Source organism: Streptomyces sp. NPDC107575, from assembly GCF_055657265.1.
Map to the genome: position 1 here is coordinate 267,685 of NZ_JBVKBG010000004.1, position 25,702 is coordinate 293,386.

A 25,702-nucleotide genomic window follows, 5' to 3' on the forward strand; every position below is an offset into this window, starting at 1 on the left:
AGGGAGGGGCAGGCCCGGGGGGCGGGAATAGCTCGCGACGGCGCACCGTTCGGCAGGTATAGTTGAAGCGTCAACAACCTGCGGAAGGTGAGCAAGGTGAGCAGCATGCAGTTCGGGATCTTCACCGTCGGTGACGTCACCGTCGACCCGACGACCGGACGCGCGCCGAGCGAGCACGAGCGCATCAAGGCGATGCTCGCCATCGCGCGGAAGGCCGAGGAGGTCGGGCTCGACGTCTTCGCCACCGGTGAGCACCACAACCCGCCGTTCGTCCCGTCCTCGCCGACGACGATGCTCGGCCACATCGCGGCGCGCACCGAGAACCTGATCCTGTCCACGTCGACGACGCTGATCACGACGAACGACCCGGTGAAGATCGCCGAGGACTTCGCGATGCTCCAGCACGTCGCGGACGGCCGGGTCGACCTGATGATGGGCCGCGGCAACACCGGCCCGGTCTACCCGTGGTTCGGCAAGGACATCCGTGACGGCATCGACCTCGCCATCGAGAACTACGCGCTGCTGCGGCGCCTGTGGGACGAGGACGTGGTGTCGTGGAAGGGCAAGTTCCGCACGCCGCTGCAGTCCTTCACGTCCACGCCGCGCCCGCTGGACGGCGTCGCGCCGTTCGTCTGGCACGGCTCGATCCGCTCGCCGGAGATCGCCGAGCAGGCCGCGTACTACGGCGACGGTTTCTTCCACAACAACATCTTCTGGCCCATGAGCCACACCAAGCAGATGGTGAACCTCTACCGGCAGCGCTACGCCCACTACGGGCACGGCACGCCGGAGCAGGCGATCGTCGGGCTCGGCGGCCAGGTGTTCATGCGGAAGAACTCGCAGGACGCGGTGCGGGAGTTCCGCCCGTACTTCGACAACGCGCCGGTGTACGGCCACGGTCCGTCCCTGGAGGAGTTCACCTCGCAGACGCCGCTGACCGTGGGCTCGCCGCAGGAGGTCATCGAGCGGACCCTGTCGTTCCGTGACCATGTGGGCGACTACCAGCGCCAGCTGTTCCTCATGGACCACGCGGGGCTGCCGCTCAAGACGGTCCTGGAGCAGCTCGACCTGCTGGGCGAGGAGGTCGTGCCGGTGCTGCGCAAGGAGTTCGCGAACAAGCGTCCTGCGAACGTGCCGGACGCGCCCACCCACGCGGCGCGCGTCGCGGCGAAGAACGAGGAGGTCAAGAGCGCATGAAGCTCGTCGTCGTGTCGGCGGGGCTGAGCTCCCCGTCGTCCACTCGGCTGCTGGCCGACCGGTTGGCCGTCGCGACCACGGAGCGCGTGGACGCGGAGGTCGAGGTGCTTGAGCTGCGTGACTACGCCACGGAGATCGCCCAGCACTTCGTCACCGGGTTTCCGCCGGCCCGGCTCGCCGCCGCGCTGGACGCGGTGGCGGCGGCGGACGGTCTGATCGCGGTCACGCCGGTCTTCTCGGGCTCCTACAGCGGCCTGTTCAAGTCGTTCTTCGACCTGATCGACAAGGACGCGCTGACCGGGAAGCCGGTGCTGGTCGGGGCGACGGGCGGTACGGCCCGCCACTCGCTGGTGACCGAGCATGCGCTGCGCCCGCTGTTCACGTATCTGCGGGCGGTCGTCCTTCCCACGGCGGTCTACGCGGCGTCGGAGGACTGGGGCGACGAGGGCCTGGCGTCCCGTATCGCCCGGGCGGGCGGTGAGCTTGCCCGTCTGATGGTCCCGTCGGCCGCGGCCCCCGACGTCGACACCTCCGCGGCGATCGCCCCGCGCTCCCTGCACGGAGCGGTCACCTCGGTGGACCCGGCGGACGGCTTCGAGGTCACCCCGTTCGCGGAACGCCTGGAGGCATTGCGGGTCGGCTGACCCGTGGCCGGCGTCCCGGTGCCCATCGCGCGGCACCGGGGCGCCGCCTTGCCCACCCTGCCGCCCAAGGCGGCAGATTGCCCAAGGCGGTGACGGCCGGCCGTCACGGGTGGGGAGCCGTGGTGGCGGCAGATTGCCCAAGGCGGTTGCGGCCGACCGCGACGGGTGGGGAGCCGGGCATGCGGCGGCTCGCCCTGAGTGGGGGCGTCACCCCGTGGGGCCGACACCCCTGGAGGGAACGGGCCGGGGAACAGTGGCCTGGTGGGGCGGTGCGGGCAGGTAAATCAAGCCCCTGCGGCGATTGAGCAGCGGGGTCCGGGGCGGAGCCCCGAGAGCGCAACGCCGGTTCGGCAAGGACAGCCCCGTGGCCGGGGACCGGGTGGCGTCGATGTCACCCGTCCCCCGGCCGCAGCCGCCCCCCGATCCTCCGCCACGCCCGCCGCCGCCGAGACGCCCCCAGGTCCTCGAAGAGCGCCTCGTACCGCCGCACGATCGGCTCCGGGTCGTACCGCCGCGCGGCCGCCCTCGCCGCCACCCCCATCCTCCTCCGCCCCGGCCCGTCCTCGATGAGGTCGAGGACCGCCTCGGCGAGCGCACTCGCGTTGCCCACCGGCACGAGCCGCCCGTCGACGCCGTCCGTGATGATCTCGGCGGGACCGAGCGGCGCGTCCGTGGAGACGACCGGTACCCCGCACCGCATCGCCTCGACCAGCGTCATCCCGAAGGACTCCGCGTCGGAGGCGCTCACCACGATCGACGCCCGCGCGAACTCCGGCTCGATCGGCGACACCGTCCCCATGAGGCGGGCCCGCCCGCGCAGCCCGAGCTCGTCCACGAGCGCCCGCAGCCGCGGTTCCTGCCGCCCGCCCCCGTAGATCCGCAGCTCCCAGTCGGGGTGGCGCGCCGACACCGCGGTGAACGCCTCCAGGAGCAGGTCGTAGCGCTTGCCGGGGGAGAGCCGCCCGGCCGCGGCGATGATCTTCGAGGTGCCGTCCGACGGCGGCACATCGACCGGCGGCACGATGTTCGGCACGGAGAGGATCCGCACGCCGGGCAGCCGCATCCGCGCCCGGTACACCTCCGCGTCCTCCCGTGTGACCGTGACGAGCGCGTCCAGCGTCCGGTAGCGCCGGGCGAGGGTCCTGAGCAGCCTGGTGCTGTGTGCGTCGTGCCGCAGGTGTTCCTGCGCGATCCGCAGTGCCCGCTTCGGCCCCCACTGGGCGAGGCAGACATTGAGCCCGGGCCGCGTCCCGATGACGACGTCGGCTTCGCAGCGCTCCTGGAGGTACTCGCGTACGCGCAGGTCGTGCAGCAGCGTGTACTGCCGGTGCCGCTTGTCGGCGGCGGGGTAGACCCGGGCCCGCTTTCCGTACGCGGACTTCAGCGTGTCGGCCGTCCCCGGCCGCAGGTCCACCAGCGGTACGAGGCCGATCCGCGGGTCGACCGGGAACCGGGGGTCCTCCCGGTGCCGGGACGCCGACACGATCTCCACCTCGTGGCCGCCGTGCTCGATGAGCGCGGTGGCGAGGTTCAGCGTGGTGCGCGCCGTGCCGCCGACGGCGTACACGTTGTGCAGCAGGAACGCGATCTTCATGGCGCATGTGTTCCCCGCCGGGCGCGCGCCGCGGGTGAGATCCGGGGAAGAAGCCCTTCGGCCGACCACCGAACAGGGGACCCTCCGTCGGGCCGCGGCCCTGTCGGGCGGCCGCCCCGGCCGCCATCATGGCGTCATGCGCTTCTCGGTCAACATCCCGAACTTCGGTGACTTCGCCGACGCCCGCACCGTCGCCCGCACGGCTCAGGCCGCCGAACAGGCGGGCTGGGACGGCCTGTTGCTGTGGGACCACGTCGTGCACGACAAGAAGGAGCAGCGCGGGAAGCCCTTCGGTGACCCGTGGATGCTGCTCACGGCGGCGGCCCTGGCCACGTCCCGGATCAAGCTGGGCACGCTGGTCGCGGCCGTGCCCCGCTACCGGCCCGAGCAACTCGCTCGCCAGGTCGCCACATTGGACGCGCTCAGCGGCGGCCGGGTCGTGTTCGGCGCGGGTCTGGGCGGCCCCGCGGATGACGAGTTCGGGAGCTTCGGCGACACCGTCGACCGGGTCGTGCACGCCGAACGCCTCGACGAGGGCCTGGAGTTGCTCGCCCGGTACTGGTCGGGGGAGGACGTGGACCACGACGGCGCCCACTTCCGCGTACGGGAGACGCAGCTGCTGCCCGCGACCGTCCAGCGGCCCCGCCCGCCCGTCTGGATCGGCGGCTTCTGGCCCGCCCGGCGGCCGATGCGCCGCGCGGCCCGCTGGGACGGCGCGGCCCCCTTGTTCGCCGACGCGCTGCACGGTGTGCCGCCGCGCCCGGACCGGTTCGCGGAGGTCGTCCGGTACGTGACCGAGCACCGGGAGTCGGCCGAGGGCCCCTTCGAGTTCGTCGTCGGCGGGCTCACGCCGCCCGGCAAGGCGGCCGCGCTCGACATCGTGGGGCCGCTGGCGGACGCGGGGGCGACGTGGTGGGACGAGCGGCAGTTGCAGACGGGCGGGTCGATCGACTCGTACGAGGCGGTGCTGCGCAGGATCGAGGCGGGGCCGCCGGTGCTGTAGGGCCCGGGGTCAGGGCCAGACCAGGCAGTACGCCTGATGCCCCGCGTCGTGCAGCCGGTGGCTGAAGTCCTGCCACTCGTGCAGCAGTTGGTACACGTTGAACGCGTCGCGCGGGCCGCCGCGGTCGGGGACCGTGGACCAGATGAACGCCGCGGCGCCGACGGACTCCTCGCCGACCCCGCGCAGCGGGTCGACGACCGTCATGGGGAGCTTGACCACCGCGTAGTCGGGGTGCAGGACGACGAGCTCCAGGGGCGGAACCTTGTGCAGGGGTATGCCCTCTATGCCGGTGAGAACCATCGCGGCCATCGTCTCCGGCTTGATCTTGGTGAACATGCCGCCCATGCCCAGCTCGTCACCGCCGAGCTCCTCGGGGCGCATGGAGATCGGGACGCGGGCGGCGGTCGCGCCGTCGGGCGCGCCGAAGTATTTGTAGGTCACCCCCACCCGGCCACCATTCCCGATGTCCCCGTCCCTGATGTCCCGGGCCTCTTCGCCCTCTTCGCGTCGGTGCTTCCCCCGCCGGGCACGCCGGGGGCCCAGGTCGCCGGTCCCCTCGCCCAGTCCGCCACCGCGATGCATATCTCCACCCGACTGCTGTTCCCCGGGCCGCGCAAGCCCTTTTGTAGGCCGCGCGACCGCCTGCGCGCAACCCGATCATCGTGTCAGTGACCTCCCCCACGGTCCCCCGCCGAAACGTGTCGGCGCGCCGTGGCGCGATGCAGAGTCTAGAGTCCCGCGGGTCCGCGCGCTGGGGCGCGCGAGGGTGGGCCGTACGCTGAGAGGTATGGCAGAGGCGAACAACACTCCCTATCCCTATGAGGCACCCGCGTCGCAGGGGCTTTTCGACCGTGCGGAAGCGGTGACGCCCGGTGGCGTGAACTCGCCCGTGCGCGCATTTCGTGCGGTGGGCGGAACGCCCCGGTTCATGGTGTCCGGTAACGGTCCGTATCTCACCGATGCCGACGGGCGCGAGTATGTCGACCTCGTGTGCTCGTGGGGGCCGATGATCCTCGGCCATTCCCACCCCGAGGTGATCGCGGCGGTGCAGGAGGCCGTCTCGCGCGGCACCTCCTTCGGTACGCCGGGCGCGGGCGAGGTCGAGCTGGCCGAGGAGATCGTCCGGCGGATCGACCCGGTCGAGCAGGTGCGTCTGGTGTCCTCCGGCACCGAGGCGACCATGTCGGCGATCCGGCTGGCGCGCGGTTTCACCGGCCGGGCGAAGGTCATCAAGTTCGCGGGCTGCTACCACGGGCACGTCGACGCGCTGCTCGCCGCCGCCGGTTCGGGCGTCGCGACGCTCGGCCTGCCGGACACCCCGGGTGTCACGGGCGCGCAGGCCGGCGACACGATCGTGCTGCCGTACAACGACATCGAGGCCGTGCGGGCCGCGTTCGCCGCGCACCCCGGCCAGATCGCCTGCGTGATCACGGAGGCCTCGCCCGGCAACATGGGCGTCGTGCCGCCGAAGGCGGGCTTCAACCAGGGGCTGAAGGACGTGTGCGCGGAGAACGGCGCGCTGTTCATCTCCGACGAGGTGATGACCGGCTTCCGTACCTCGAAGGCCGGCTGGTTCGGCGTCGACGGTGTGGTGCCCGACCTGATGACGTTCGGCAAGGTCATGGGCGGTGGCTTCCCGGCCGCCGCGTTCGGTGGCCGCGCCGACGTGATGGCGTACCTCGCACCGGCCGGTCCCGTGTACCAGGCGGGCACGCTGTCCGGTAACCCCGTCGCCACCGCCGCGGGCGTCGCCCAGCTGCGGCTGCTCGACGACGCGGCGTACGCGAAGGTCGACGCGACCAGCGAGCAGCTGCGCGGCCTGGTCTCCGAGGCGCTCACCAAGGAGGGCGTCGCGCACCGCGTGCAGAACGCGACGAACATGTTCACCGTGTTCTTCACGGAGAACGAGGTGACGAACTACGAGGACGCGAAGGGCCAGGACGCCTTCCGCTTCGGTCCGTTCTTCCACTCGATGCTGGAGCAGGGCGTGTACCTGCCGCCGTCGGCGTTCGAGTCCTGGTTCGTGTCGACCGCGCACGACGAGCGGGCGATCGAGCGGATCGCGGCGGCGTTTCCGGCCGCCGCCCGCGCCGCCGCGGAGGCCACGGCATGAGCGCCCCGAAGTCGGGCGACGACATCACCGTCGTCCATCTGATGCGCCACGGCGAGGTGCACAACCCGGACGGGATCCTGTACGGGCGCCTGCCCGACTACCACCTGTCCGAGCTCGGCCGGCGGATGGCCGACCGGGTCGCCGAGCACCTCTCGGCGCGCGACATCACGCACGTCGTGGCGTCCCCGCTGGACCGTGCGCAGGAGACGGCGACGCCGATCGCGAAGGCGCACGGCCTGGACCTGGACAGTGACGAGCGGCTGATCGAGGCGGGCAACGTCTTCCAGGGCAAGACCTTCGGCGTCGGCGACGGCGCGCTGAAGAACCCGGAGAACTGGAAGCACCTGGTCAACCCGTTCAAGCCGTCCTGGGGCGAGCCGTACATCGACCAGGTCGTGCGGATGATGGGCGCGCTCGACGCGGCGAAGGACGCGGCGCGCGGGCACGAGGCGGTGTGCGTCAGCCACCAGCTGCCCATCTGGATCGTCCGCTCCTACGTGGAGAAGCGGCGGCTGTGGCACGACCCGCGCAAGCGGCAGTGCACGCTGGCCTCGCTGACGACGTTCACGTACCAGGGCGACAAGATCGTGTCCGTGGGCTACACCGAGCCCGCCCGCGATCTCGTTCCCGCGCATCTCCTCGCGGGCGCCAAGCCCGTGAAGGGGAAGGACAAGGCCTTCGGGGCCTGATCCCGCGCAATCGTTTCGCTGAGAGGCCGCCGTCAACCCGGCGGCCTTTCGCGTACCTCTTCAAATCGCCGCAAAAGCGGACCGTTTACCGGAACCCGCGTGTTCCTCGATCCCTCTTCCCGGGCGCCCCTGTGAATGGGGTGGCGTGAGGAATGGGGACGACGGAATGCGGGACGTGAGTCGCAGGGGACTGCTCGGGCTCGGTGCGGGCGCGGCGAGCGGGGCGCTGCTCGCGGGGTGCGGTACGGGCGGTGGCCGGACGGTCACCTCGCAGGGGCACGGCAAGGCGGGCCCGCCCGCCCGGCGGCTGAGGCCCATCGGCGACGGCTCGACGGCGTACACCGGGAAGCAGCCGCATCAGCCGGCCAGGCCCGAGCGGCTCGAACCGGGGCAGAAGCCGCCGCAGTTCGTCGTCTTCTCGTGGGACGGCGCGGGCGAGGTGGGCAACGGCCTCTTCCCCCGCTTCCTGAAGCTCGCCGAGGACCACGGCGCGCACATGACCTTCTTCCTCTCGGGCCTGTACCTGCTGCCCGAGTCGAAGAAGCGGCTCTACCGCCCGCCGAACAACCCGGTCGGCGCCTCCGACATCGGCTATCTGACCGACGCGCACATCGAGGAGACGCTGAAGTACGTCCGCCGGGCCTGGCTCGAAGGGCACGAGATCGGCACGCACTTCAACGGGCACTTCTGCGCGGGCCCCGGCACCGTCGCCAACTGGACGCCCGCGCAGTGGTGCGACGAGATCGACCAGGCGACGTCCTTCGTGAAGAAGTGGCGCACGCACACGGGCCGCGACGACCTGCCCGCGCTGCCCTTCGACTACGACAAGGAACTCGTCGGCGGCCGTACGCCCTGCCTGCTCGGCCAGGAGAACCTGCTGCCCGCCGCCCGCGACCTCGGCTGGCGCTACGACGCATCCTCGCCCGGCGGCGTCCAGCGCTGGCCCGACAAGCGGCTCGGGGTGTGGGACCTGCCGCTGCAGGCCGTCCCGTTCCCCGGCCGGAGCTTCGAGGTCCTGTCGATGGACTACAACATGCTGGCCAACCAGTCCCTCAACTCCACGCGCGCGCCCGCCTACAACTACCCGGGCTGGCGCAAGCAGTCGACGCAGGCGTACATCCAGGGATTCAAGCGGGCATACGAGACGAACCGGGCGCCGTTCTTCATCGGCAACCACTTCGAGGAGTGGAACGGCGGCATCTACATGGACGCCGTCGAGGACGCGCTGAAACACATCGCGGCCACCGCCGACAAGCACGATGACGTGCGGCTCGTCTCCTTCCGGCAGTTCGTCGACTGGCTCGACGCGCAGGACCCGAAAACGCTCGCGAAGCTGCGTACGCTCGACGTGGGACAGCAGCCCTCCGAAGGCTGGCGCAAGTTCCTCGCAAACCCCTCCTGAAGTGGGCTTTTCCCACCGCGAGGGGGGTGCGGAAGATCCCCTAAACAGACATGCGAAACTTTTCACATGAGTGCCGCCTCCCGCGCCCCCCGCACCACCGCGACGAAGCGCCGCGCCGCCAAGCTGACCGTAGGAGCCGCCGTGGCGGCCCTCGCGCTGACGGCCTGCGGCTCCGGCGGCACGTCCGGCGGCGGCAACAACACCAACTTCGTCACCGGGTCCGGCGGCATCGCCACGGTCAAGAAGGGCGAGCGCCACAACGCCCCCGACCTGAGCGGCAAGGACCTCGAGGGCAAGACGCTCCACATGTCCGACTACAAGGGCAAGGTCGTCGTCCTCAACGTCTGGGGCTCCTGGTGCCCGCCGTGCCGCGCCGAGGCGCCGAACTTCGTGAAGGTGGCCAAGGACACCGAGAAGCAGGGCGTCCAGTTCCTCGGCATCAACACCCGCGACACCAGCACCAACCCGGCCAAGAAGTTCGAGGAGTCCTACGGGGTCCCGTACCCGAGCTTCTACGACCCGACCGGCCGGCTGCTCCTCAAGTTCGAGAAGGGCACGCTCAACCCGCAGGCCATCCCCTCGACGATCGTCGTCGACCGCGAGGGGAAGATCGCGGCGCGTTCCCTCAAGCCGCTCAGCGAGAAGGCCCTGCGCAAGATGGTCGCGCCGGTCGTCGCGGAGAAGTGAGCGACGGTGAGCTCCTCCCTCGTCGCGCTCGCCGCCGGTGACACCGTCACGGACGGCGCGCTGCTCCTCGCCGTCCCCATCGCCCTGCTCGGCGGCCTCGTCTCCTTCTTCTCGCCGTGCGTGCTGCCCCTCGTACCCGGCTATCTGTCGTACGTGACCGGCATCACCGGCACCGACCTGATGGAACAGCGGCGGGGCCGGATGGCGGCGGGCGCCAGCCTGTTCGTCCTCGGGTTCACCGCGGTCTTCGTCTCCGGCGGCGCCCTGTTCGGCTTCTTCGGCCAGACGCTCCAGGAGTACCAGCCCGTACTGACCAAGGTGCTCGGCGGACTGATGATCCTGATGGGCGTCTTCTTCATGGGCTTCATGCCCTGGATGACGCAGCGGGAGTTCCGCTTCCACCGGAAGCCCGCCGCCGGGCTCGCCGGAGCCCCGGTCCTCGGCGCGCTGTTCGGCATCGGCTGGACCCCCTGCATCGGCCCGACCCTCGCCTCCGTGATCGGCCTCTCCTCGGTGCAGAGCACCGCCGGCCGCGGAGCCATACTGACCATCGCGTACTGCCTCGGCCTCGGCGTGCCCTTCGTGCTCGCCGCCATCGCCTTCCGCAAGGCGCTCGGCGCGTTCGGCTGGGTCAAGCAGCACTACACGTGGGTGATGCGCATCGGCGGCATCATGATGATCCTGACCGGAGTTCTTCTGCTCACGGGCGCGTGGGACGCCCTTGTCGGGCAGATGCGGACCTGGTCCACCGGCTTCCAGGTGGGAATCTGATCCATGAGCAACACGACCGACGACCTGCCGACGACCGGTGGCGAGACCACTGAGGCCGAGGCCGCGTCCCAGCTGAGCACGGCTCCCCAGGAGGACCGTGCGCCCAACCTGCCCAAGCTCGGTGTCATCGGCTGGGTCCGCTGGTTCTGGCGGCAGCTCACCTCCATGCGGGTCGCCCTGATCCTGCTGTTCCTGCTCTCCCTCGGCGCCATCCCCGGCTCCCTGATCCCGCAGCAGGGCACCGACCCGACCAAGGTCGAGGACTTCCGCAAGGCACACGACGTGCTCGCGCCGCTCTACGACAAGATCGGCTTCTTCCACGTCTACAGCTCGGTGTGGTTCTCCGCGATCTACCTGCTCCTCTTCGTCTCCCTCATCGGCTGCATCGTGCCGCGCACCTGGCAGTTCGTCGGCCAGCTCCGCGGCCGGCCGCCGGGCGCGCCCAAGCGGCTCACCCGGCTGCCCGCGTACGCGACGTGGCGCACCGAGGCGGACCCCGAGCAGGTGCGCGCCGCCGCCCTCGCGATGATGAAGAAGCGCCGCTACCGCGCACACGTCACCGGGACCGCGGTCGCCGCCGAGAAGGGCTATCTGCGCGAGGTCGGCAACCTCGTCTTCCACATCGCGCTGATCGTGATGCTCGTCTCCTTCGCCTGGGGCCAGCTGTTCAAGTTCGAGGGCGGCAAGCTCGTCACCGAGGGCGACGGCTTCGCCAACACGCTCACCCAGTACGACGACTTCAAGTCGGGCAACCTCTTCGACAGCGACCACGACCTGTCGCCGTTCAGCTTCACCCTCGACAAGTTCACGGCCACGTACGAGCGCACGGGACCCGAGAAGGGGACCCCGCGCACGTTCCGCGCGAACGTCAGCTACACCGAGGGCTCCGGCGACAAGACGAAGCAGGGCAAGATCGAGTCCAACCACCCGCTGGACATCGACGGCACCAAGATCTTCCTCAACGGGCACGGTTACGCGGTCCCCGTCACGGTCCGGGACGGCAAGGGCAAGGTCGTCTCGCAGCAGACCGTGCCGATGCTGCCGATCGACTCCAACATCTCCTCGCAGGGCGCCATCAAGGTGATGGACGGCTACAAGAACGCGCAGGGCAAGAAGGAACAGCTGGGCTTCGCCGCCTGGTTCGTGCCGACGTTCGCGGGCGCGGGCAAGGGCACGATGCTCTCCCAGTTCCCGGCGCTCGACTTCCCCGTCCTCGCGCTGAACGCGACGCACGGCGACCTCGGCGTGGACGCGGGCCTGCCGCAGAACGTGTACCAGCTGGACACCTCGCACATGAAGGCCTTCAAGGACTCCAAGGGCAAGGCGCTCAAGCAGCGGCTGCTGCCCGGCGAGACGATGAAGCTGCCGAACGGGGCGGGCTCCATCACGTTCGACAAGGACATCAAGGAATGGGTCACCTTCCAGATCTCCCACCAGCCCGGTGACACCTGGGCACTCGGCGGTGCCATCGCCGCGATCGGCGGTCTGGCCGGCTCCCTGTTCATCCAGCGCCGCCGCGTCTGGGTGCGCGCCGAGGCGGGCCCCGACGGGGTGACCGTCGTCGAACTCGCGGGCCTCGGCCGCAGCGAGTCCGCGAAGCTGCCGGAGGAGCTCGGCTCCCTGGTCGACCAGCTGCACAGCGAGGCGCCGAGCGCGCCCGAGACCCCCGAATCCACCGAATCACCTACTGCTGTTCCTGCCGCCGAAGGGGCTGAGAAGTGAATCTCGCCGCCGCAGTCAACGAGAACCTGGCTCACACCAGTAACGTCCTCATCTACTCGTCGATGGCCGTGTACCTGCTCGCGTTCTTCGCGAACATGGCCGAGTGGATCTTCGGCAGCCGCAGCAAGGTCGGCCGTACCGCCGCCGCGCTGACCGGCAAGGCCGAGACGAAGGCGGCGGCCGCCGCGCCCGCCGTCACGGTCAAGAAGAAGGAGGGCGGCACGGCCGTCCTCGACCGGCCGAAGGTCGTCACCCGCGCCGCCGCCGGCGCGCGCGACGTGCCGGACGGTCCCGGTGCCGCCGCCGGTGACGTGCAGGGCGACCTGTACGGGCGCATCGCCATCTCGCTCACGGCCCTCGCGTTCATCATCGAGTTCGGCGGCGTGCTCACGCGCGCGCTCTCGGTGGAGCGGGCCCCGTGGGGCAACATGTACGAGTTCTCCATCACCTTCTCCACCGTGGCCGTCGGCATCTACCTGGTGCTGCTCGCGCTGAAGAAGAACGTGCGCTGGCTCGGCCTGCCGCTGGTCATCACGGTCCTGCTCGACCTCGGCCTCGCCACCACGGTGCTCTACACCTCCAGCGACCAGCTGGTCCCGGCGCTGCACTCGTACTGGCTGTACATCCACGTCTCGACGGCGATCTTCTGCGGCGCGGTCTTCTACGTCGGCGCGGTCGGCACGATCCTGTACCTCTTCAAGGACTCCTACGAGAACAAGCTCGCGTCCGGCGGCCAGCCCGGCCGCTTCGCGACGTCCGTCATGGAGCGGCTGCCCGCCTCGCAGTCCCTGGACAAGTTCTCCTACCGCGTGAACGCGGCCGTCTTCCCGCTGTGGACGTTCACGATCATCGCGGGCGCCATCTGGGCGGGCGACGCGTGGGGCCGCTACTGGGGCTGGGACCCCAAGGAGACCTGGTCGTTCATCACCTGGGTCGCCTACGCGGCGTACCTGCACGCCCGCGCGACGGCCGGCTGGAAGGGCCGCAAGGCCGCCTACCTGGCGCTGATCGCGTTCGGCTGCTGGATCTTCAACTACTACGGCGTGAACATCTTCGTCACCGGAAAGCACTCGTACGCCGGGGTGTGACTCCGAAGCGAGAAGAAGGCCGGTCCCGCGCGGCGGGGCCGGCCTTCGGCGTGTTCAGGGCGCCAGCGAGCGCCAGATCCGGTCCGGCAGGGTGCGCGCGGCCTCGGCGAGGTCGATGTCGCCCACCCCGGCGAGCCAGCTGCGGGCGACGGCGATGACCGGGCCGAGGACGAGCGCCTCGATGAGCGGGGCGGGCAGCGGGGCGACGGCGCCGGACTCCACGTGCCGCCGCATCCACTCGGTGAGCGGCGAGAGCCGGGCCTCCTGCGCGTCGCGCAGTTGCCGGGCGTGCTCCATCGTGAGCCGGTCGGCGTAGGAGGAGTGCAACAGGCGGGCGGCGTCCGGGTGTTCCTCGATGAAGCCGAGGTACGCCTCGACGATCGCGCGGATCCCGGTGTGCGGGGTGCGCGAGTGACCCAGGGCGGTGGTGAGTTCGCCGAGGAGCCGGCCGAGCCAGCGCAGCAGCAGCTCCCGCATCAGTCCGTCGACGCTGCCGAAGTGGTGGTAGAGGCTGCCCGGGCTGGCCCCGCTCGTGCCCGTCAGGGCGCTGACGGTGACGCCCTGTTCGCCCGATTCCGCGTACACGCGCAGCGCGGCATCGAGCAGTCGGTCGACGGTCTCGGCGCCGCGCAGTTGTTTGGGGCTCATGTCGACGACCAGCGTAAGGCACCGCTTCGGGGCTGTGTTTCTATAGTGAATTTCTAGAAATTCACTCCAGTTCAGTAAGGTGCTGAGCCACACTGAACTCCACGTACGGCCCGAGGGGGGAACCTCAGGCCCGGGGGCGTCGAGCGGCACGGGGGTCCGCTCGGCGCCGCCGGTTACGAGCTCACCGGCTCACTCGCCGATGTCCCCGATGTCTTCGTGCCACAGCTCCGGCTTCGCCGCGATGAAGTCCGCCATCAGGCCGGCGCACTCGGGGTCGTCGAGCAGGACGATCTCCACGCCGTGCTCGGCGAGCCAGTCGTGCCCGCCGTGGAAGGTGCGCGCCTCGCCGATGACGACCCGCGAGATGCCGAACTGCCGCACCAGGCCCGAGCAGTACCAGCAGGGGCTGAGCGTGGTCACCATCGTGGTGCCCTGGTACGTGCGCTGCCGGCCCGCCCTGCGGAACGCGTCGGTCTCCCCGTGCACGGACGGGTCGGCGTCCTGTACACGCCGGTTGTGGCCGCGGCCGAGGACCTCGCCGTCGGCGGAGTAGAGGGCGGCGCCGATCGGGATGCCGCCCTCGGCGAGCCCTGCCCTGGCCTCCGCCACGGCGGTGGCGAGCCAGGTGCGGGCGAGGTCGAGATCCATGGTGCTCATTCGTCCTTCTTGTCGTCGTCCCTCAGGGACCGCAGGAACTCGGGATTGTCGTCGGGCGCGACGAACCGTGTGCCGCCGCCGCCCGCGGGGGCGCGCCGCGGCCTGCCCACCGCCAGCCAGGCGATCGGTCCGAGGAGCACCTCGCCGAACAGCAGGATGATGATGACCCAGACCACCTTGGGCAGCTTGCGCACCTCTTTCTCCGGGGTGTTCAGGCAGTCGATGAAGGTGTAGATCCAGAGCGCCAGGACCAGCAGAAAGGGCAAGTAGCGCAGCATCGGGTCGAGATCCCCCACGGAGCGGAACGGGGCCCATCGGGCCCCCGGTGACCGGGCCAGGGTAACGGTTGCCGGATACTGGAACGCATGGCTTACGACGATCTTCGCTCCCTGCTCAGGGCTCTGGACCGCGAGGGCGACCTGAAGCGCATCAAGGCCGAGGTCGACCCGTACTTGGAGGTCGGTGAGATCGTCGACCGGGTGAACAAGGCCGGCGGCCCCGCGCTCCTCTTCGAGAACGTGAAGGGCTCGTCGATGCCCCTCGCGATGAACGTGTACGGCACCGACCGCCGGCTGCTCAAGGCGCTCGGCCTCAAGTCGTACGACGACATCAGCGAGAAGATCGGCGGCCTCCTCAAGCCGGAGCTGCCGCACGGGTTCGTCGGCATCCGCGAGGCGTTCGGCAAGCTCGGCGCGATGACGCACGTACCGCCGAAGAAGGTGAAGTCGGACGACGCGCCCGTGCAGGAAGTGGTGCTGCACGGCGAGGACGTCGACCTCGACAAGCTGCCCGCGCTGTTCACGTGGCCCGAGGACGGCGGCTCCTTCTTCAACCTGGGGCTCACCCACACCAAGGACCCCGAGACGGGCGTCCGCAACCTCGGGCTCTACCGCCTCCAGCGCCACGACAAGCGCACCATCGGCATGCACTGGCAGATCCACAAGGACAGCCGGAACCACTACCAGGTGGCCGCCCGCAAGGGCGAGAAGCTCCCGGTCGCGATCGCCTTCGGGTGTCCGCCCGCCGTGACGTACGCGTCGTCGGCCCCGCTGCCCGGCGACATGGACGAGTACATGCTGGCCGGGTTCATCCAGGGCAAGCGCGTCGAGATGGTCGACTGCAAGACGGTGCCGCTGCAGGTCCCGGCCAACGCGGAAGTCGTCATCGAGGGCTGGCTCGAGCCCGGCGAGATGCTCCCCGAGGGGCCGTTCGGCGACCACACCGGTTTCTACACGCCGCAGGAGCCGTTCCCCGCGCTGAAGATCGACTGCGTGACGATGCGGAAGCGCCCGCTGCTCCAGTCGATCGTGGTGGGGCGCCCGCCGACGGAGGACGGTCCGCTGGGCCGCGCCACGGAGCGCTTCTTCCTGCCGCTGCTCAAGGTGATCGTCCCGGACATCGTGGACTACCACCTGCCGGAGTCCGGCGGCTTCCACAACTGCGCGATCGTCTCGATCGACAAGAAGTACCCGAAGCACGCCCAGAAGGTCATGTCCGCGATCTGGGGCGCGCACATGATGTCGCTGACGAAGCTCATCGTCGTCGTCGACTCCGATTGCGACGTCCACGACCTTCATGAAGTCTCGTGGCGGGCCCTCGGCAACACGGACTACGCCCGCGACCTGATGGTCACCGAAGGCCCGGTCGACCACCTCGACCACGCCTCGTACCAGCAGTTCTGGGGCGGCAAGGCGGGCATCGACGCGACGAAGAAGTGGCCCGAGGAGGGCTACACGAGGGACGGAGGCTGGCCCGAGATGGTCGTCTCCGACCCCCGTACGGCGGCCCTGGTGGACCGCCGTTGGAAGGAGTACGGACTCTAGTGACCAGCGCTTCAGCAGCAATCCCGCAGCAGCCGGGACGGACCAGGGCGTTTCTGCGCCTGGTCATGATCGAGCACTCGGTCTTCGCGCTGCCCTTCGCCTACATCGCCGCGCTGACGGCCATGTTCGAGCTGGACGGGAACATCCACTGGGGGCGCCTGCTCCTGGTCACCGTCGCGATGGTCGGCCTGCGTACGTTCGCGATGGCGGCGAACCGGATCATCGACCGGGAGATCGACGCACGCAATCCGCGCACGGCCCACCGCGAACTCGTCACCGGCGCGATGTCGGTGAAGACCGCGTGGACCGGCGCGCTGGTCGCGCTCGTCGTCTTCCTCGGCGCGGCGGCGCTCCTGAACCCGCTCTGCCTGGCGCTCGCGCCCATCGCGGTGATCCCGATGGTCGTCTACCCGTACGGCAAGCGGTTCACGAACTTCCCGCAGGCGATCCTCGGCCTCGCCCAGGCGATGGGCCCGATCGGCGCGTGGATCGCGATCACGGGCGAGTGGTCCTGGACCGCGGTGATCCTCGGCCTCGCGGTCGGCATCTGGATCGGCGGCTTCGACCTGATCTACGCCTGCCAGGACGTGGAGACGGACCGCGAGGTCGGCGTGAAGTCGGTCCCGGCGCGCTTCGGCATCCCCGGCGCGATCTGGGGCGCCCGCGCCTGCCACACGATCACGACCGCCCTGTTCGTCTGGTACGCCCTCGCCACCGACGCGGGCACCTTCTTCTGGGTCGGCCTCGTGATCGTCGCGGGCGCGTTCCTCTACGAGCACACGATCGTGAAGCCCCACGACCTGTCCCGCCTCAACCGGGCCTTCTTCCAGGTCAACGGCTTCATCGGCATCGCCCTCTTCGTGTGCGCGCTGCTCGACCTGCTGGTGCGGGGACTGTCGGTCTAGGACAGGCCAGGCCCTCAAGCCCTCAGGGCATCAGTCCGACGGGCGGCGGCGGAACACGAACGCCGCCGCCACGCCCGCCGCGAGGCCGATCAGGTGGCCCTGCCAGCTCACCCCGTCGTTCGTGGGGGAGAGGCCCGCCAGGAACGACGTGCCCCAGTACGCGGCTATCAGTACGCCGACGACGATGCCGAGCGGGCGGCGCTCCACGAAGCCGGACAGGACGACGAAGGCGAACAGGCCGAATATCAGCCCCGATGCGCCCGCCGTGTTCGTATGGGCCGGGGCCACCAGCCACACCCCGAGGCCGTCCGCGACGACGATCAGGGCGCAGGCCAGGAAGAAGCGGCGCAGCCCGCCGAGCGCCGCGACGAAGCCGAGGACCAGCAGGGGTATCGAGTTCGCCGCGACGTGGGCGAAGCCGAAGTGGATGAAGGACGCCGGGACCACGTCGACCAGTTCGGACGGGTCGCGCGGCTGGATGCCGAAGGTGTCCAGGGCGTTGCCGGACGCCATGTCGACCGCTTCGAGCAGCCACAGCAGGGCCACCCAGGCGAGCATCACCTTGCCCGCCGCCGGCGCCCGCTCGCGCGCAGGCCGCCGCCGCGGCGCCGCCCGGCCCGACCCGACCGGTCCGTCCTCGTACGTCATCCCAGCCCCCCCCGCCCGTCATCGAAGGAACGCTCGCCGCCCCTGCTCAAGTTCCCCCGCCGGGCCGCCGGATAGGCTCGTGGTGTGGAGCACGTCAAAGCAAGCAGCCGCAGGCCCTGGGTCGTCGGGGTGTCCGGAGCGTCGGGTACCCCGTACGCCGCTTCCGTGCTGCGGGCCCTGCTCGCGGCGGGCGAATCGGTCGACCTCGTCGTCTCGCGGGCCTCGCGGCTCACGCTGCTCGACGAGACGGGGATCCCGCTGCGGGACGCGCACTGGCGCGAGGACCTGGCGGAGTGGCTGGCGCGCGGCGCCGACGGCAAGCCGGACACGTTCGGCGGGATCGGCCTCGACGACGTGCGGTACTGGCCCGCGGGCGATCTCGCCGCCGGGCCCTCCTCCGGCTCGTACCCGGTCAAGGGCATGATCATCGTGCCCGCCTCGACGGCATGCGTGGCCGGTGTCGCGCTCGGGCTCTCGAAGGACCTGCTGCAGCGCGCGGCGAGTGTGACGCTCAAGGAGCGGCGGCCGCTGATCGTCGCCGTACGCGAGACGCCGCTGAACGGGCAGACGCTCAAGCACCTGGTCGCGCTCGACGAGGCGGGCGCCGTGGTGCTGCCCGCCTCACCGGCGTTCTACGCGGGGGCGACGCACATCCAGGACCTGGTGGACTTCGTCGCGGGGCGGACGCTGGACGCGGCGGGGGTGCCGCACACGCTGTACCGCCGCTGGGAGGGAGAGCTCGGGGGAGGCTCCCGTGATGCGGAGTGACCCGGCGCCGCTCAGCGCTTCTTGGCGGGGCGGGCGGCGTGCCGGCCCTTCGCGCGGCGCGCGGGGGCGGGCTGCTCGGCACGCGAACGAATGGCCTCGGCCTGCATCTCGCGCATGCGGGCGTACGCCATCTCGATCGTGAACACGCTGACACTCTCCTGGGGGTTCGATATCCGATGGATCTTCGCTGATCCAAGGGATGGACTTTAGATTTTGCGGGGATAAACCCTAGCGCGCCTTCGATCGTACACATAAGCTCGCGTCAACGCTGAATAATGAAAGGCATTGGACCTTATGGACGCCGTGGACAGGCAGCTCATCCAGGCCCTGCGCGAGAACGGCCGCGCCTCGTATGCGGAGTTGGGCCGGCTCGTCGGCCTGTCCGGACCCAGCGTCACGGACCGCATCAACCGCCTCGAGGCGGCCGGCGTGATCACCGGCTACCGCGCCACCGTCGACTCCGCCTCGCTCGGCCTCGGTGTCACCGCCCTCATCGGCATCTCGCTCTCCGACGCGGCCGACCACGAGGACGTGGCGGCCCGCCTGCGCGACCTGCACGAGATCGAGGACTGCTGGTTCATCGCGGGCGACGACTCGTACATGCTCAAGGTCCGCGCGGGCGACGTCGACAGCCTGGAGCGCACGATCCGCCGCCTCAGCGGCACGAAGGGCGTGTCCCGCACGCGCACCACCATCATTCTCTCCACCAAGTGGGAGAACCGGGTGGGGGAACTTCCCGAGGAAGTGTGACGGCGTACGGTTGGGACCGGTCTTTGAGCGAGGAGAGGTACGGGCATGGACGCAGGGCTCAAGCGCGAGCTGGAGCAGAAGGTCAGGGACGGTGAGCGGCTGTCCCGCGAGGACGGCATCGCGCTCTACGAGTCGGACGACCTGGCCTGGCTCGGCGGCCTCGCCCACGAGGTGCGCACGCGCAAGAACGGCGACGTCGTGCACTTCAACGTCAACCGTCATCTGAACATGACGAACGTGTGCACCGCGTCGTGCGCCTACTGCTCCTTCCAGCGCAAGCCCGGCGAGAAGGACGCCTACACGATGCGCATCGAGGAGGCCGTCAAGCTCGCCAAGGAGATGGAGTCGGAGAACCTCACCGAACTCCATATCGTCAACGGGCTGCACCCGAACCTCCCGTGGCGCTACTACCCGCGCTCGCTCAAGGCCCTCAAGGAGGCCCTGCCGAACGTCGGGCTCAAGGCCTTCACCGCCACCGAGATCCACCACTTCGAGAAGATCTCCGGGATGGGCGCGAGCGAGATCCTCGACGAGCTGATCGAGGCCGGCCTCGAGTCCCTCACCGGCGGCGGCGCCGAGATCTTCGACTGGGAGATCCGCCAGCACATCGTCGACCACGACACCCACTGGGAGGACTGGTCGCGGATCCACCGGCTCGCACACGAGAAGGGCCTCAAGACGCCCTCCACCATGCTGTACGGGCACATCGAGGAGCCCCGGCACCGCGTCGACCACGTGCTGCGCCTGCGCGAACTGCAGGACGAGACCAACGGCTTCCAGGTCTTCATCCCGCTGCGCTACCAGCACGACTTCGTCGACATGCAGGACGGCAAGGTCCGCAACAAGCTGCAGGCGCGGACGACGATGGCAACGGGCGCGGAGGCGCTGAAGACCTTCGCCGTGTCCCGCCTCCTGTTCGACAACGTGCCGCACGTGAAGTGCTTCTGGGTCATGCACGGCCTGCAGACCACGCAGCTCGCGCTGCAGCACGGGGCGGACGACATGGACGGCTCGGTCGTCGAGTACAAGATCACGCATGACGCGGACAACTACGGGACGCCGAACAAGATGACGCGTGAGGATCTGCTCGACCTCATTCGTGACGCGGGGTTCCGGCCGGTGGAGCGGAATACGCGGTACGAGATCATCCGTGAGTATGACGGGGCCGACCCGGGGCGGCGGGATGAGCCGCAGCCGATGCGGGTCTGAGTTCTGTTGCGGTAGGCGGTTGCCTGGGTCGCGGGGCTCTGCCCCGGGCCCCGCGCCTCAATCGCCGGCGGGGCTTCCAATGGGCAGCATCATGTGGACGTCGTCGCGGTCGTCGCCCGGGGAGACGCGGATCGCGCCGGGGACGCGGCCGACCTCCTTGTAGTCGCAGGCCGCGTAGAAGGCGTCCGCGCCCGTGCCGCCGCGGCACGTGAGGCGGATGGCCTCGATGCCCTCGAAGGTGCGGGCCGCGTCGGCGGCCGCCGACATCAAAGCGCGGCCGTAGCCCTTGCCCTGGTGCCGCGGATGGACCATCACCGTGTAGAGCCACAGATGGTGCTTCATCAGCCGGTGCTGGTTGTACGCGAGGAAGGCCGACGCCGCGATCTCCCCGTCCTCGTCGTGGCCCACGAGCAGCCGGGTCCGGCCCTCCGCGAGATCGGCGAGGCGCTTGACCAGTTCGGGGCGTATGTCGTCGGGCGTGACCGGCGGCACGAAGCCGACCGCGCCGCCCGCGTTCGTGACATCGGACCACAGCGCGAGGAGCCCGTCGCGCAGGGCGGGGTCGACCGCGGGGTCGAGGGTGAAGCGGAGGGACATGTGAGCGAGCGTAACCACGGGATTCCCGGTGAGGTCGGGACGTTCGTATGCCGGGATCGGGACCTTCGGCCGTAGGGGCGGGCTAAGCACCGGGCGTAGCTTGTGAATGTATTCACGAGCGGATCGCACCGCAGGGTGCCCAAGGAAGAAGGCAACGGCCATGGCTCTCCACGCATCGGACAGTCCCGCCCGACACGGCGCCACGGGCGCCCCGCGCCGCGACGCCGGCAGCCAGGACGACGTGCTCGTCCGCGCGCCCGCCGCCCGCAAGGTCCTCGCCGCGTCCCGCGTGCTCGTCGGCTTCTACTTCCTGTGGGCCTTCCTCGACAAGACCTTCGGCCTCGGCAGGGCGACGCCCTCCGGCGGAAGCTGGCTCAACGGCGGCAGCCCCACCGAGGGCTTCCTGCTGCACGGCACGACCGGGCCCTTCGCCCACATGTTTGACGCCGTGGCCGGCGCCTGGTGGCTCGACCTGGTCTTCATGCTCGGCCTGCTCGGCGTCGGCCTCGCCATGGTCCTCGGCATCGGCATGCGGATCGCGGCCGCCGCCGGCACGCTGATGATGGCCTTCATGTGGCTCGTCACCCTGTGGCCCGACAGCAACCCGTTCATGGACGACCACTGGATGATCGCCCTCGTCCTGATCGTCACCGCGGCGACCGGCGCCGGCCGCTACTACGGCCTCGGCGGGGTGTGGGCCCAGCTGCCCGCCGTCCGCAAGAACCGCTGGCTGGTCTGACACCGGGACTCGGCTCCACGAACCCCCGCCGAAATCGGACGCCCCTCCCCGTGCTTCACTGGAGGGGCGCTCGTCCTGTAAGGGCACCATTTCGGAACGGAAGAGTGGATTGACATGCTCCGCTACACGCTGATGCGGCTCGGAATCTTCGTGGGCTGCTTCCTCGTCGTCTGGGGTCTCGTCGCCACCGGCATCGTGCCCGCTGGCATCGGCGGCTCCTACTGGCTCTGGATCGCACTGCTCGGCCTCGTGATCTCCGCCCCCATCAGCTACATCGTGCTGCGCGGTGAGCGCGACCGCGCCTCCGAGAAGGTCGTCGCCCGCGTGGACCGCGCCAAGGCGAACATGACGGCCAACCGCACCATGGAGGACGAGGCGGACGACGCCGCCCGCACGCAGTCGGCCTCGTAAGCTTCCTCACACCTCGCACGACCCCGGTACCGGATCTGGTGCCGGGGTCGCCTGCGTTTTCAAGGTAAATCCCGCTTTGGGGGCGTACGCGTGCCTCGTCTTCCCCAAAGAAGCCCTTTGATGTACTCAAAGGTGCAGTGTTAACGTTCCTGTCATGAAGACATCAGCAGCGCACCAGAAGGCCATGAGCGTCCCGCTCGTGGAGCGCCTGCATGTCGATCTCTGCCGCTGCATGTCCGCGGCGTGTCGCGTCTGATCGCGAAATTCCGAAGTACTGCAGCGGCGCCGTTGACCGGATCCGAGGATCCAGCGGTGGCCGCTCCCGCACGTTGCCCCGAAACCCCGCGCGTCATCACTGGAGTGCCTCCGTGTCCGCGAACACCCCCGCAGCCGAACAGAAGTCCGGCTTCCGCATACCCAAGATCCCGTTCTGGGCGCAGATCCTCGGCGGCCTCGTCCTGGGTGTGCTGCTCGGCTGGCTGGCCCGCAGCCAGGACATATCCTGGCTCGTCACCACCCTGCAGAAGGTCGGCGACACCTTCATCCAGCTCCTGAAGCTGGCCGTCGCCCCGCTCGTCTTCTTCGCGATCCTGGTGTCGATCACCAACCTCCGCAAGGTCAACAACGCCGCCCGGCTCGCCTCGCGCACGCTGATCTGGTTCATGGTCACGTCGCTGATCGCGGTCGTCATCGGCCTCGCCATCGGGCTGCTCACCAACCCGGGCGCCGGCACCGGACTGACCCCGAAGGACGGCGCCAAGCCCGAAGAGGCCGGCTCCTGGATCGACTTCCTCACCGGCATCATCCCGACGGACATCATCACGCCGTTCACCGAGCTGAACGTGCTGCAGATCGTCTTCATGGCCGCCGTCGCCGGCATCGCCATCCTGAAGGTCGGCGAGAAGGCCCAGCCGATCCTCACCCTCTCCGAGTCCGTCCTGGAACTCCTCCAGAAGGCCCTGTGGTGGGTCATCAAGCTCGCCCCGATCGGCACCATCGGCCTCATCGGCAACGCCATCGCCACGTACGGCTGGAACCTCATCAGCAAGTACGCGACGTTCACCGCCGACATCTACGTCGGTTGCGCCCTGGTCCTCTTCGGCGTCTACCCGCTCCTGCTCGCCACGGTCGCCAAGCTCAGCCCGCTGCAGTTCTTCAAGGGCGCCTGGCCCGCGATCCAGCTGGCCTTCGTCTCCCGCTCCTCCGTCGGCACCATGCCGCTGACGCAGCGGGTCACCGAGCGCCTCGGCGTCCCGAAGGAGTACGCCTCCTTCTCCGTGCCGTTCGGCTCGACGACCAAGATGGACGGCTGCGCCTCGATCTACCCGGCGATCGCCGCGATCTTCGTCGCGCAGATCTTCGGCATCGACCTCAACGTCGGTGACTACCTGCTCATCGCCTTCGTCTCGGTGATCGGCTCCGCCGCCACGGCCGGCCTGACGGGCGCCACGGTCATGCTGACGCTGACCCTGTCGACGCTCGGCCTCCCGATGGAGGGCGTCGGCCTGCTCCTCGCGATCGACCCGATCCTGGACATGATGAGGACGGCGACGAACGTCGCGGGCCAGGCCCTCGTCCCGGTGATCGTCTCCGCCCGCGAGAAGATCCTCGACCGCGACGCCTACAACAGTGCGACGTCCTCCCCGGTGGACGAGCCGCAGGAGGTGGCCGTGACGGCCGCCGCCTGACGTCCCCCGGCTCGTCCCGCACACGACTCCCGCTTCCGGATCCCCGGGGGCGGGAGTCGTGCGTTCGCGGTGGGGAGCGGTGGCGTGGGGCGGACTGCGTACGCTGATGTGTGGAGAGCGGGCGAGGAAAGGTGGCTGGGGTGGGTGGCGAGGTGCGGCAGAAGAGGATGCCGCGGGCCGAGCGGGAGCGGCAGATGATGGATGCCGCGGTGCGGGTGTTCGGGAAGCGGGGGTACCGGGCCGCGTCCATGGACGAGATCGCCGAACTGGCGGGTGTGTCCAAGCCGTTGGTGTACCTGTATCTGAACTCGAAGGAAGACCTGTTCAGCGCCTGCATCCGGCGTGAGGCGGCGGCGCTCGTCGAGGCGATCCGGGCCGGCGTACGCACGGACGTGGCCGCCGACCGGCAGCTCTGGGAGGGCCTCACCGCCTTCTTCGCGCACACCGCCGAGCGTCCCGACGGCTGGGCAGTGCTGCACAGCCAGGCCCGCTCCGGCGGCGATCCGTTCGTCGCCGAGGTCGTCGCGATGCGCGAGGAGATCGTGGCGTTCGTGACGCATCTGATCGTGGAGGCCGCGCGCGAGGCGCACGACAATCCGGAGCTGGCCGAGCGGGAGGTCGCGGGCCTCGCCCAGGCCCTGGTCGGCGCGGCGGAGGCGCTGGCCGGCTGGGCGAACGGCGACGCGTCCGTGTCCGCGAAGGAGGCCGCCACGACGATGATGAACTTCGCGTGGTCCGGCCTCGGCAACCTGATGGCCGGGGAGCGCTGGTCGGCCCGTTAGCCGGTCAGCCCGTGCACCTCGCCGGTGAGGTGCACCCGGTCGCCCTTGGCGGCCCGCAGTTCGAAGGCCGGGCCCTGCGCCGCGTACACCACCTCGCCCGGCAGCAGCACCGGCGCCTTGAAGCGGGCCTGTACGTGGACGGGGCCGTGCGTCTTGTGCTCCGCCAGGCAGCGGGCGACCGTCCACATGCCGTGCGCGATGGCGCGCGGGAAGCCGAAGAGGCGGGCCGTCAGCGGGTGCAGGTGGATGGGGTTGCGGTCGCCGGACGCGGCGGCGTAGCGGCGGCCGAGGTCGTCGCCGAGGCGCCAGCGGGCGAGTTCGGGGAGCGGTTCGGCGGCTTGGGCGGGGGTGTCCTCCTGCGGCTGCTCGGTGGCGGGCTCGGACGTCGACGTCGATGTCCTGTGCCGTGCCAGATACGTGCTGGTCGACTGCCACACCGGTGTCCCCTCGGCGTGCAGTTCGGTGACGACGACGGCCTCGGTGCCGCGGCGGTGCGGCTGCAACTCCCGTACGTGGACGGCCAGTTCGAACGTCTCCGTGGGGGTCAGGTCGCGCTGCTGCGTGATGGCGATCGACGTGTGGACGAGGCCGAGCAGCGGCAGCGGGAACGCGCGCTCCGACATCAGCCGCATGGCCAGCGGGAATCCCAGTACGTGCGGGTACGTGACGGGCACCTCGGGCCGCTCGGTGGCGAATCCGCAGGCGCGTTCGTACGCGGTGAGGTGGCTCTGCGTGATCCGGAGGCCGGGGACGGTGAGCCGCGTGTCGGGCACCGGAGCGTCGTGCCGCGGCCGCTTGAGGGGGGAGAGCGCGGCGCCGCGGAGCATGAGGGGGAGCAGGGAGGGGGCGGCGTCGAGGGTGACGGTGTGGGTCATTGCGGTCCTCGGGGAGGGGCGTGCGGTGCGGGTGTGTTGCGGGGGCGTGGCTGGGGCCGTGGCGATGGGTGCGCTGCACCGGGGGCCGCCTTGCCCACCCTGCCGCCCAAGGCGGCAGATTGCCCAAGGCTCGGTCGGCATGATCCGGGCTCGACCGGCATGATCAAGGCTCGGTCGGCATGACCAAGCCCCGCCGGCGATTGAGGCGCGGGGTCCGGGGCGGAGCCCCGAGGCCGGCGGACGGTCGGGCGGACCAGTCGGCCCGCCCACCCGTCCCGCCGCGCCCGGAGGG

Annotated in this window: 27 protein-coding genes and 1 pseudogene; 19 read left to right on the top strand and 9 right to left on the bottom strand. The window is 70.1% G+C overall.

Annotated elements, in window-relative coordinates; genetic code table 11:
- Positions 1 to 105 precede the first annotated feature (105 nt).
- Both ACZ7L4_RS20785 and ACZ7L4_RS20790 read left to right on the top strand, forming a co-directional pair.
- Positions 106 to 1,197 (top strand): LLM class flavin-dependent oxidoreductase, encoded by a 1,092-nt coding sequence (locus tag ACZ7L4_RS20785; RefSeq protein ID WP_472105616.1) that lies wholly within the window; start codon positions 106 to 108, stop codon positions 1,195 to 1,197.
- Entirely contained in the window at positions 1,194 to 1,841 is a 648-nt protein-coding gene (locus ACZ7L4_RS20790) for a CE1759 family FMN reductase (protein WP_472104476.1), read from the top strand. Before ACZ7L4_RS20785 ends, ACZ7L4_RS20790 begins: the two co-directional genes overlap by 4 nt.
- Positions 1,842 to 2,232: 391 nt before the next feature.
- On the opposite strand, the gene ACZ7L4_RS20795 is transcribed toward ACZ7L4_RS20790, so the two are convergent.
- Positions 2,233 to 3,435, bottom strand: coding sequence for a glycosyltransferase family 4 protein (locus ACZ7L4_RS20795; protein ID WP_472104477.1), 1,203 nt, complete (start codon positions 3,433 to 3,435; stop codon positions 2,233 to 2,235).
- A gap of 136 nt (positions 3,436 to 3,571) precedes the next feature.
- Here ACZ7L4_RS20795 and ACZ7L4_RS20800 point away from each other — a divergent pair, with 136 nt between their 5' ends.
- The gene (locus tag ACZ7L4_RS20800) at positions 3,572 to 4,438 is read left to right on the top strand and encodes an LLM class flavin-dependent oxidoreductase (protein ID WP_472104479.1); all 867 of its coding nucleotides are present in this window, start codon (positions 3,572 to 3,574) and stop codon (positions 4,436 to 4,438) included.
- 9 nt (positions 4,439 to 4,447) lie between these two features.
- On the opposite strand, the gene ACZ7L4_RS20805 is transcribed toward ACZ7L4_RS20800, so the two are convergent.
- Positions 4,448 to 5,020, bottom strand: coding sequence for a hypothetical protein (locus ACZ7L4_RS20805; RefSeq protein WP_385755655.1), 573 nt, complete (start codon positions 5,018 to 5,020; stop codon positions 4,448 to 4,450).
- Between the two features lie 205 nt (positions 5,021 to 5,225).
- Between ACZ7L4_RS20805 and hemL the strand changes: the two genes are divergently transcribed.
- The 7 genes from hemL to ccsB all read left to right on the top strand — a co-directional run bounded on the left by hemL (position 5,226) and on the right by ccsB (position 12,910).
- Complete coding sequence (gene hemL, locus ACZ7L4_RS20810; protein ID WP_472104481.1) at positions 5,226 to 6,551, top strand: glutamate-1-semialdehyde 2,1-aminomutase; 1,326 nt, start codon at positions 5,226 to 5,228, stop codon at positions 6,549 to 6,551.
- Positions 6,548 to 7,240 carry a histidine phosphatase family protein gene (locus ACZ7L4_RS20815; RefSeq protein WP_472104483.1) on the top strand — a complete coding sequence of 231 codons (693 nt, stop codon included), beginning with the start codon at positions 6,548 to 6,550 and terminating at the stop codon, positions 7,238 to 7,240. The genes hemL and ACZ7L4_RS20815 overlap by 4 nt, the downstream gene beginning before the upstream one ends.
- A gap of 166 nt (positions 7,241 to 7,406) precedes the next feature.
- Positions 7,407 to 8,642 carry a polysaccharide deacetylase family protein gene (locus tag ACZ7L4_RS20820; RefSeq protein ID WP_472104485.1) on the top strand — a complete coding sequence of 412 codons (1,236 nt, stop codon included), beginning with the start codon at positions 7,407 to 7,409 and terminating at the stop codon, positions 8,640 to 8,642.
- Between the two features lie 66 nt (positions 8,643 to 8,708).
- Positions 8,709 to 9,329: a TlpA family protein disulfide reductase gene (locus tag ACZ7L4_RS20825; protein ID WP_472104487.1), complete on the top strand. Its 621-nt coding sequence runs from the start codon at positions 8,709 to 8,711 to the stop codon at positions 9,327 to 9,329.
- A gap of 6 nt (positions 9,330 to 9,335) precedes the next feature.
- Positions 9,336 to 10,100 (top strand): cytochrome c biogenesis CcdA family protein, encoded by a 765-nt coding sequence (locus ACZ7L4_RS20830; protein WP_472104489.1) that lies wholly within the window; start codon positions 9,336 to 9,338, stop codon positions 10,098 to 10,100.
- Between the two features lie 3 nt (positions 10,101 to 10,103).
- Positions 10,104 to 11,822: a cytochrome c biogenesis protein ResB gene (gene resB / locus ACZ7L4_RS20835; protein WP_472104491.1), complete on the top strand. Its 1,719-nt coding sequence runs from the start codon at positions 10,104 to 10,106 to the stop codon at positions 11,820 to 11,822.
- A complete protein-coding gene (gene ccsB, locus ACZ7L4_RS20840; protein WP_472104493.1) occupies positions 11,819 to 12,910 on the top strand; it encodes a c-type cytochrome biogenesis protein CcsB in 1,092 nt (363 codons plus the stop codon). Before resB ends, ccsB begins: the two co-directional genes overlap by 4 nt.
- A gap of 54 nt (positions 12,911 to 12,964) precedes the next feature.
- On the opposite strand, the gene ACZ7L4_RS20845 is transcribed toward ccsB, so the two are convergent.
- From ACZ7L4_RS20845 to ACZ7L4_RS20855, 3 genes and pseudogenes are all read right to left on the bottom strand, one after another.
- A complete protein-coding gene (locus ACZ7L4_RS20845; RefSeq protein WP_472104495.1) occupies positions 12,965 to 13,558 on the bottom strand; it encodes a TetR/AcrR family transcriptional regulator in 594 nt (197 codons plus the stop codon).
- 189 nt (positions 13,559 to 13,747) lie between these two features.
- Positions 13,748 to 14,206: a nucleoside deaminase gene (locus tag ACZ7L4_RS20850; RefSeq protein ID WP_472105618.1), complete on the bottom strand. Its 459-nt coding sequence runs from the start codon at positions 14,204 to 14,206 to the stop codon at positions 13,748 to 13,750.
- An 8-nt stretch (positions 14,207 to 14,214) separates the two neighbouring features.
- A pseudogene (locus ACZ7L4_RS20855) lies at positions 14,215 to 14,493 on the bottom strand (PLD nuclease N-terminal domain-containing protein); the annotation flags it as partial.
- An 87-nt stretch (positions 14,494 to 14,580) separates the two neighbouring features.
- Between ACZ7L4_RS20855 and ACZ7L4_RS20860 the strand changes: the two are divergent.
- Both ACZ7L4_RS20860 and mqnP read left to right on the top strand, forming a co-directional pair.
- A complete protein-coding gene (locus ACZ7L4_RS20860; RefSeq protein WP_472104497.1) occupies positions 14,581 to 16,038 on the top strand; it encodes a menaquinone biosynthesis decarboxylase in 1,458 nt (485 codons plus the stop codon).
- Positions 16,038 to 16,943, top strand: coding sequence for a menaquinone biosynthesis prenyltransferase MqnP (gene mqnP / locus ACZ7L4_RS20865; protein ID WP_472104499.1), 906 nt, complete (start codon positions 16,038 to 16,040; stop codon positions 16,941 to 16,943). The genes ACZ7L4_RS20860 and mqnP overlap by 1 nt, the downstream gene beginning before the upstream one ends.
- 30 nt (positions 16,944 to 16,973) lie before the next feature.
- Here the strand turns inward: mqnP and ACZ7L4_RS20870 are convergent, their stop codons facing one another.
- The gene (locus tag ACZ7L4_RS20870; protein WP_472105620.1) at positions 16,974 to 17,501 is read right to left on the bottom strand and encodes a rhomboid family intramembrane serine protease; all 528 of its coding nucleotides are present in this window, start codon (positions 17,499 to 17,501) and stop codon (positions 16,974 to 16,976) included.
- Positions 17,502 to 17,675: 174 nt separating this feature from the next.
- Here ACZ7L4_RS20870 and ACZ7L4_RS20875 point away from each other — a divergent pair, with 174 nt between their 5' ends.
- Positions 17,676 to 18,359 carry a UbiX family flavin prenyltransferase gene (locus ACZ7L4_RS20875; RefSeq protein WP_472104501.1) on the top strand — a complete coding sequence of 228 codons (684 nt, stop codon included), beginning with the start codon at positions 17,676 to 17,678 and terminating at the stop codon, positions 18,357 to 18,359.
- 11 nt (positions 18,360 to 18,370) lie between these two features.
- On the opposite strand, the gene ACZ7L4_RS20880 is transcribed toward ACZ7L4_RS20875, so the two are convergent.
- Positions 18,371 to 18,505 (bottom strand): hypothetical protein, encoded by a 135-nt coding sequence (locus ACZ7L4_RS20880; protein ID WP_399237854.1) that lies wholly within the window; start codon positions 18,503 to 18,505, stop codon positions 18,371 to 18,373.
- Between the two features lie 148 nt (positions 18,506 to 18,653).
- Here ACZ7L4_RS20880 and ACZ7L4_RS20885 point away from each other — a divergent pair, with 148 nt between their 5' ends.
- Both ACZ7L4_RS20885 and mqnE read left to right on the top strand, forming a co-directional pair.
- On the top strand, positions 18,654 to 19,109 hold the full coding sequence (locus tag ACZ7L4_RS20885; protein WP_450817254.1) for an Lrp/AsnC family transcriptional regulator: 456 nt from the start codon (positions 18,654 to 18,656) through the stop codon (positions 19,107 to 19,109).
- A 45-nt stretch (positions 19,110 to 19,154) separates the two neighbouring features.
- Positions 19,155 to 20,318: an aminofutalosine synthase MqnE gene (mqnE, locus tag ACZ7L4_RS20890; protein ID WP_472104503.1), complete on the top strand. Its 1,164-nt coding sequence runs from the start codon at positions 19,155 to 19,157 to the stop codon at positions 20,316 to 20,318.
- 57 nt (positions 20,319 to 20,375) lie between these two features.
- Here the strand turns inward: mqnE and ACZ7L4_RS20895 are convergent, their stop codons facing one another.
- On the bottom strand, positions 20,376 to 20,915 hold the full coding sequence (locus tag ACZ7L4_RS20895; RefSeq protein ID WP_472104505.1) for a GNAT family N-acetyltransferase: 540 nt from the start codon (positions 20,913 to 20,915) through the stop codon (positions 20,376 to 20,378).
- A gap of 160 nt (positions 20,916 to 21,075) precedes the next feature.
- Between ACZ7L4_RS20895 and ACZ7L4_RS20900 the strand changes: the two genes are divergently transcribed.
- The 4 genes from ACZ7L4_RS20900 to ACZ7L4_RS20915 all read left to right on the top strand — a co-directional run bounded on the left by ACZ7L4_RS20900 (position 21,076) and on the right by ACZ7L4_RS20915 (position 24,535).
- A complete protein-coding gene (locus tag ACZ7L4_RS20900) occupies positions 21,076 to 21,654 on the top strand; it encodes a DoxX family protein (protein ID WP_472104507.1) in 579 nt (192 codons plus the stop codon).
- 114 nt (positions 21,655 to 21,768) lie between these two features.
- Positions 21,769 to 22,065, top strand: coding sequence for a DUF4229 domain-containing protein (locus tag ACZ7L4_RS20905; RefSeq protein ID WP_472104509.1), 297 nt, complete (start codon positions 21,769 to 21,771; stop codon positions 22,063 to 22,065).
- A gap of 368 nt (positions 22,066 to 22,433) precedes the next feature.
- Positions 22,434 to 23,753 carry a dicarboxylate/amino acid:cation symporter gene (locus ACZ7L4_RS20910; RefSeq protein ID WP_450817249.1) on the top strand — a complete coding sequence of 440 codons (1,320 nt, stop codon included), beginning with the start codon at positions 22,434 to 22,436 and terminating at the stop codon, positions 23,751 to 23,753.
- A gap of 167 nt (positions 23,754 to 23,920) precedes the next feature.
- Positions 23,921 to 24,535: a TetR/AcrR family transcriptional regulator gene (locus ACZ7L4_RS20915; RefSeq protein WP_472105622.1), complete on the top strand. Its 615-nt coding sequence runs from the start codon at positions 23,921 to 23,923 to the stop codon at positions 24,533 to 24,535.
- Here the strand turns inward: ACZ7L4_RS20915 and ACZ7L4_RS20920 are convergent.
- Positions 24,532 to 25,410 carry a MaoC family dehydratase gene (locus ACZ7L4_RS20920; RefSeq protein ID WP_472104511.1) on the bottom strand — a complete coding sequence of 293 codons (879 nt, stop codon included), beginning with the start codon at positions 25,408 to 25,410 and terminating at the stop codon, positions 24,532 to 24,534. The two genes, ACZ7L4_RS20915 and ACZ7L4_RS20920, sit on opposite strands and share 4 nt — an antisense overlap.
- Between the last annotated feature and the right edge of the window lie 292 nt (positions 25,411 to 25,702).

Excerpts from the sequence above, each read along its gene's own strand:
- ACZ7L4_RS20785 (WP_472105616.1), top strand. The coding sequence starts at position 106 with ATGCAGTTCGGGATCTTCACCGTCGGTGACGTCACCGTCGACCCGACG.
- ACZ7L4_RS20790 (WP_472104476.1), top strand. The coding sequence starts at position 1,194 with ATGAAGCTCGTCGTCGTGTCGGCGGGGCTGAGCTCCCCGTCGTCCACT.
- ACZ7L4_RS20795 (WP_472104477.1), bottom strand. The coding sequence starts at position 3,435 with ATGAAGATCGCGTTCCTGCTGCACAACGTGTACGCCGTCGGCGGCACG.
- ACZ7L4_RS20800 (WP_472104479.1), top strand. The coding sequence starts at position 3,572 with ATGCGCTTCTCGGTCAACATCCCGAACTTCGGTGACTTCGCCGACGCC.
- ACZ7L4_RS20805 (WP_385755655.1), bottom strand. The coding sequence starts at position 5,020 with ATGCATCGCGGTGGCGGACTGGGCGAGGGGACCGGCGACCTGGGCCCC.
- hemL (WP_472104481.1), top strand. The coding sequence starts at position 5,226 with ATGGCAGAGGCGAACAACACTCCCTATCCCTATGAGGCACCCGCGTCG.
- ACZ7L4_RS20815 (WP_472104483.1), top strand. The coding sequence starts at position 6,548 with ATGAGCGCCCCGAAGTCGGGCGACGACATCACCGTCGTCCATCTGATG.
- ACZ7L4_RS20820 (WP_472104485.1), top strand. The coding sequence starts at position 7,407 with ATGCGGGACGTGAGTCGCAGGGGACTGCTCGGGCTCGGTGCGGGCGCG.
- ACZ7L4_RS20825 (WP_472104487.1), top strand. The coding sequence starts at position 8,709 with ATGAGTGCCGCCTCCCGCGCCCCCCGCACCACCGCGACGAAGCGCCGC.
- resB (WP_472104491.1), top strand. The coding sequence starts at position 10,104 with ATGAGCAACACGACCGACGACCTGCCGACGACCGGTGGCGAGACCACT.
- ACZ7L4_RS20845 (WP_472104495.1), bottom strand. The coding sequence starts at position 13,558 with ATGAGCCCCAAACAACTGCGCGGCGCCGAGACCGTCGACCGACTGCTC.
- ACZ7L4_RS20850 (WP_472105618.1), bottom strand. The coding sequence starts at position 14,206 with ATGGATCTCGACCTCGCCCGCACCTGGCTCGCCACCGCCGTGGCGGAG.
- ACZ7L4_RS20860 (WP_472104497.1), top strand. The coding sequence starts at position 14,581 with ATGGCTTACGACGATCTTCGCTCCCTGCTCAGGGCTCTGGACCGCGAG.
- ACZ7L4_RS20870 (WP_472105620.1), bottom strand. The coding sequence starts at position 17,501 with ATGCTCGCCTGGGTGGCCCTGCTGTGGCTGCTCGAAGCGGTCGACATG.
- ACZ7L4_RS20885 (WP_450817254.1), top strand. The coding sequence starts at position 18,654 with ATGGACGCCGTGGACAGGCAGCTCATCCAGGCCCTGCGCGAGAACGGC.
- mqnE (WP_472104503.1), top strand. The coding sequence starts at position 19,155 with ATGGACGCAGGGCTCAAGCGCGAGCTGGAGCAGAAGGTCAGGGACGGT.
- ACZ7L4_RS20895 (WP_472104505.1), bottom strand. The coding sequence starts at position 20,915 with ATGTCCCTCCGCTTCACCCTCGACCCCGCGGTCGACCCCGCCCTGCGC.
- ACZ7L4_RS20900 (WP_472104507.1), top strand. The coding sequence starts at position 21,076 with ATGGCTCTCCACGCATCGGACAGTCCCGCCCGACACGGCGCCACGGGC.
- ACZ7L4_RS20905 (WP_472104509.1), top strand. The coding sequence starts at position 21,769 with ATGCTCCGCTACACGCTGATGCGGCTCGGAATCTTCGTGGGCTGCTTC.
- ACZ7L4_RS20915 (WP_472105622.1), top strand. The coding sequence starts at position 23,921 with ATGCCGCGGGCCGAGCGGGAGCGGCAGATGATGGATGCCGCGGTGCGG.
- ACZ7L4_RS20920 (WP_472104511.1), bottom strand. The coding sequence starts at position 25,410 with ATGACCCACACCGTCACCCTCGACGCCGCCCCCTCCCTGCTCCCCCTC.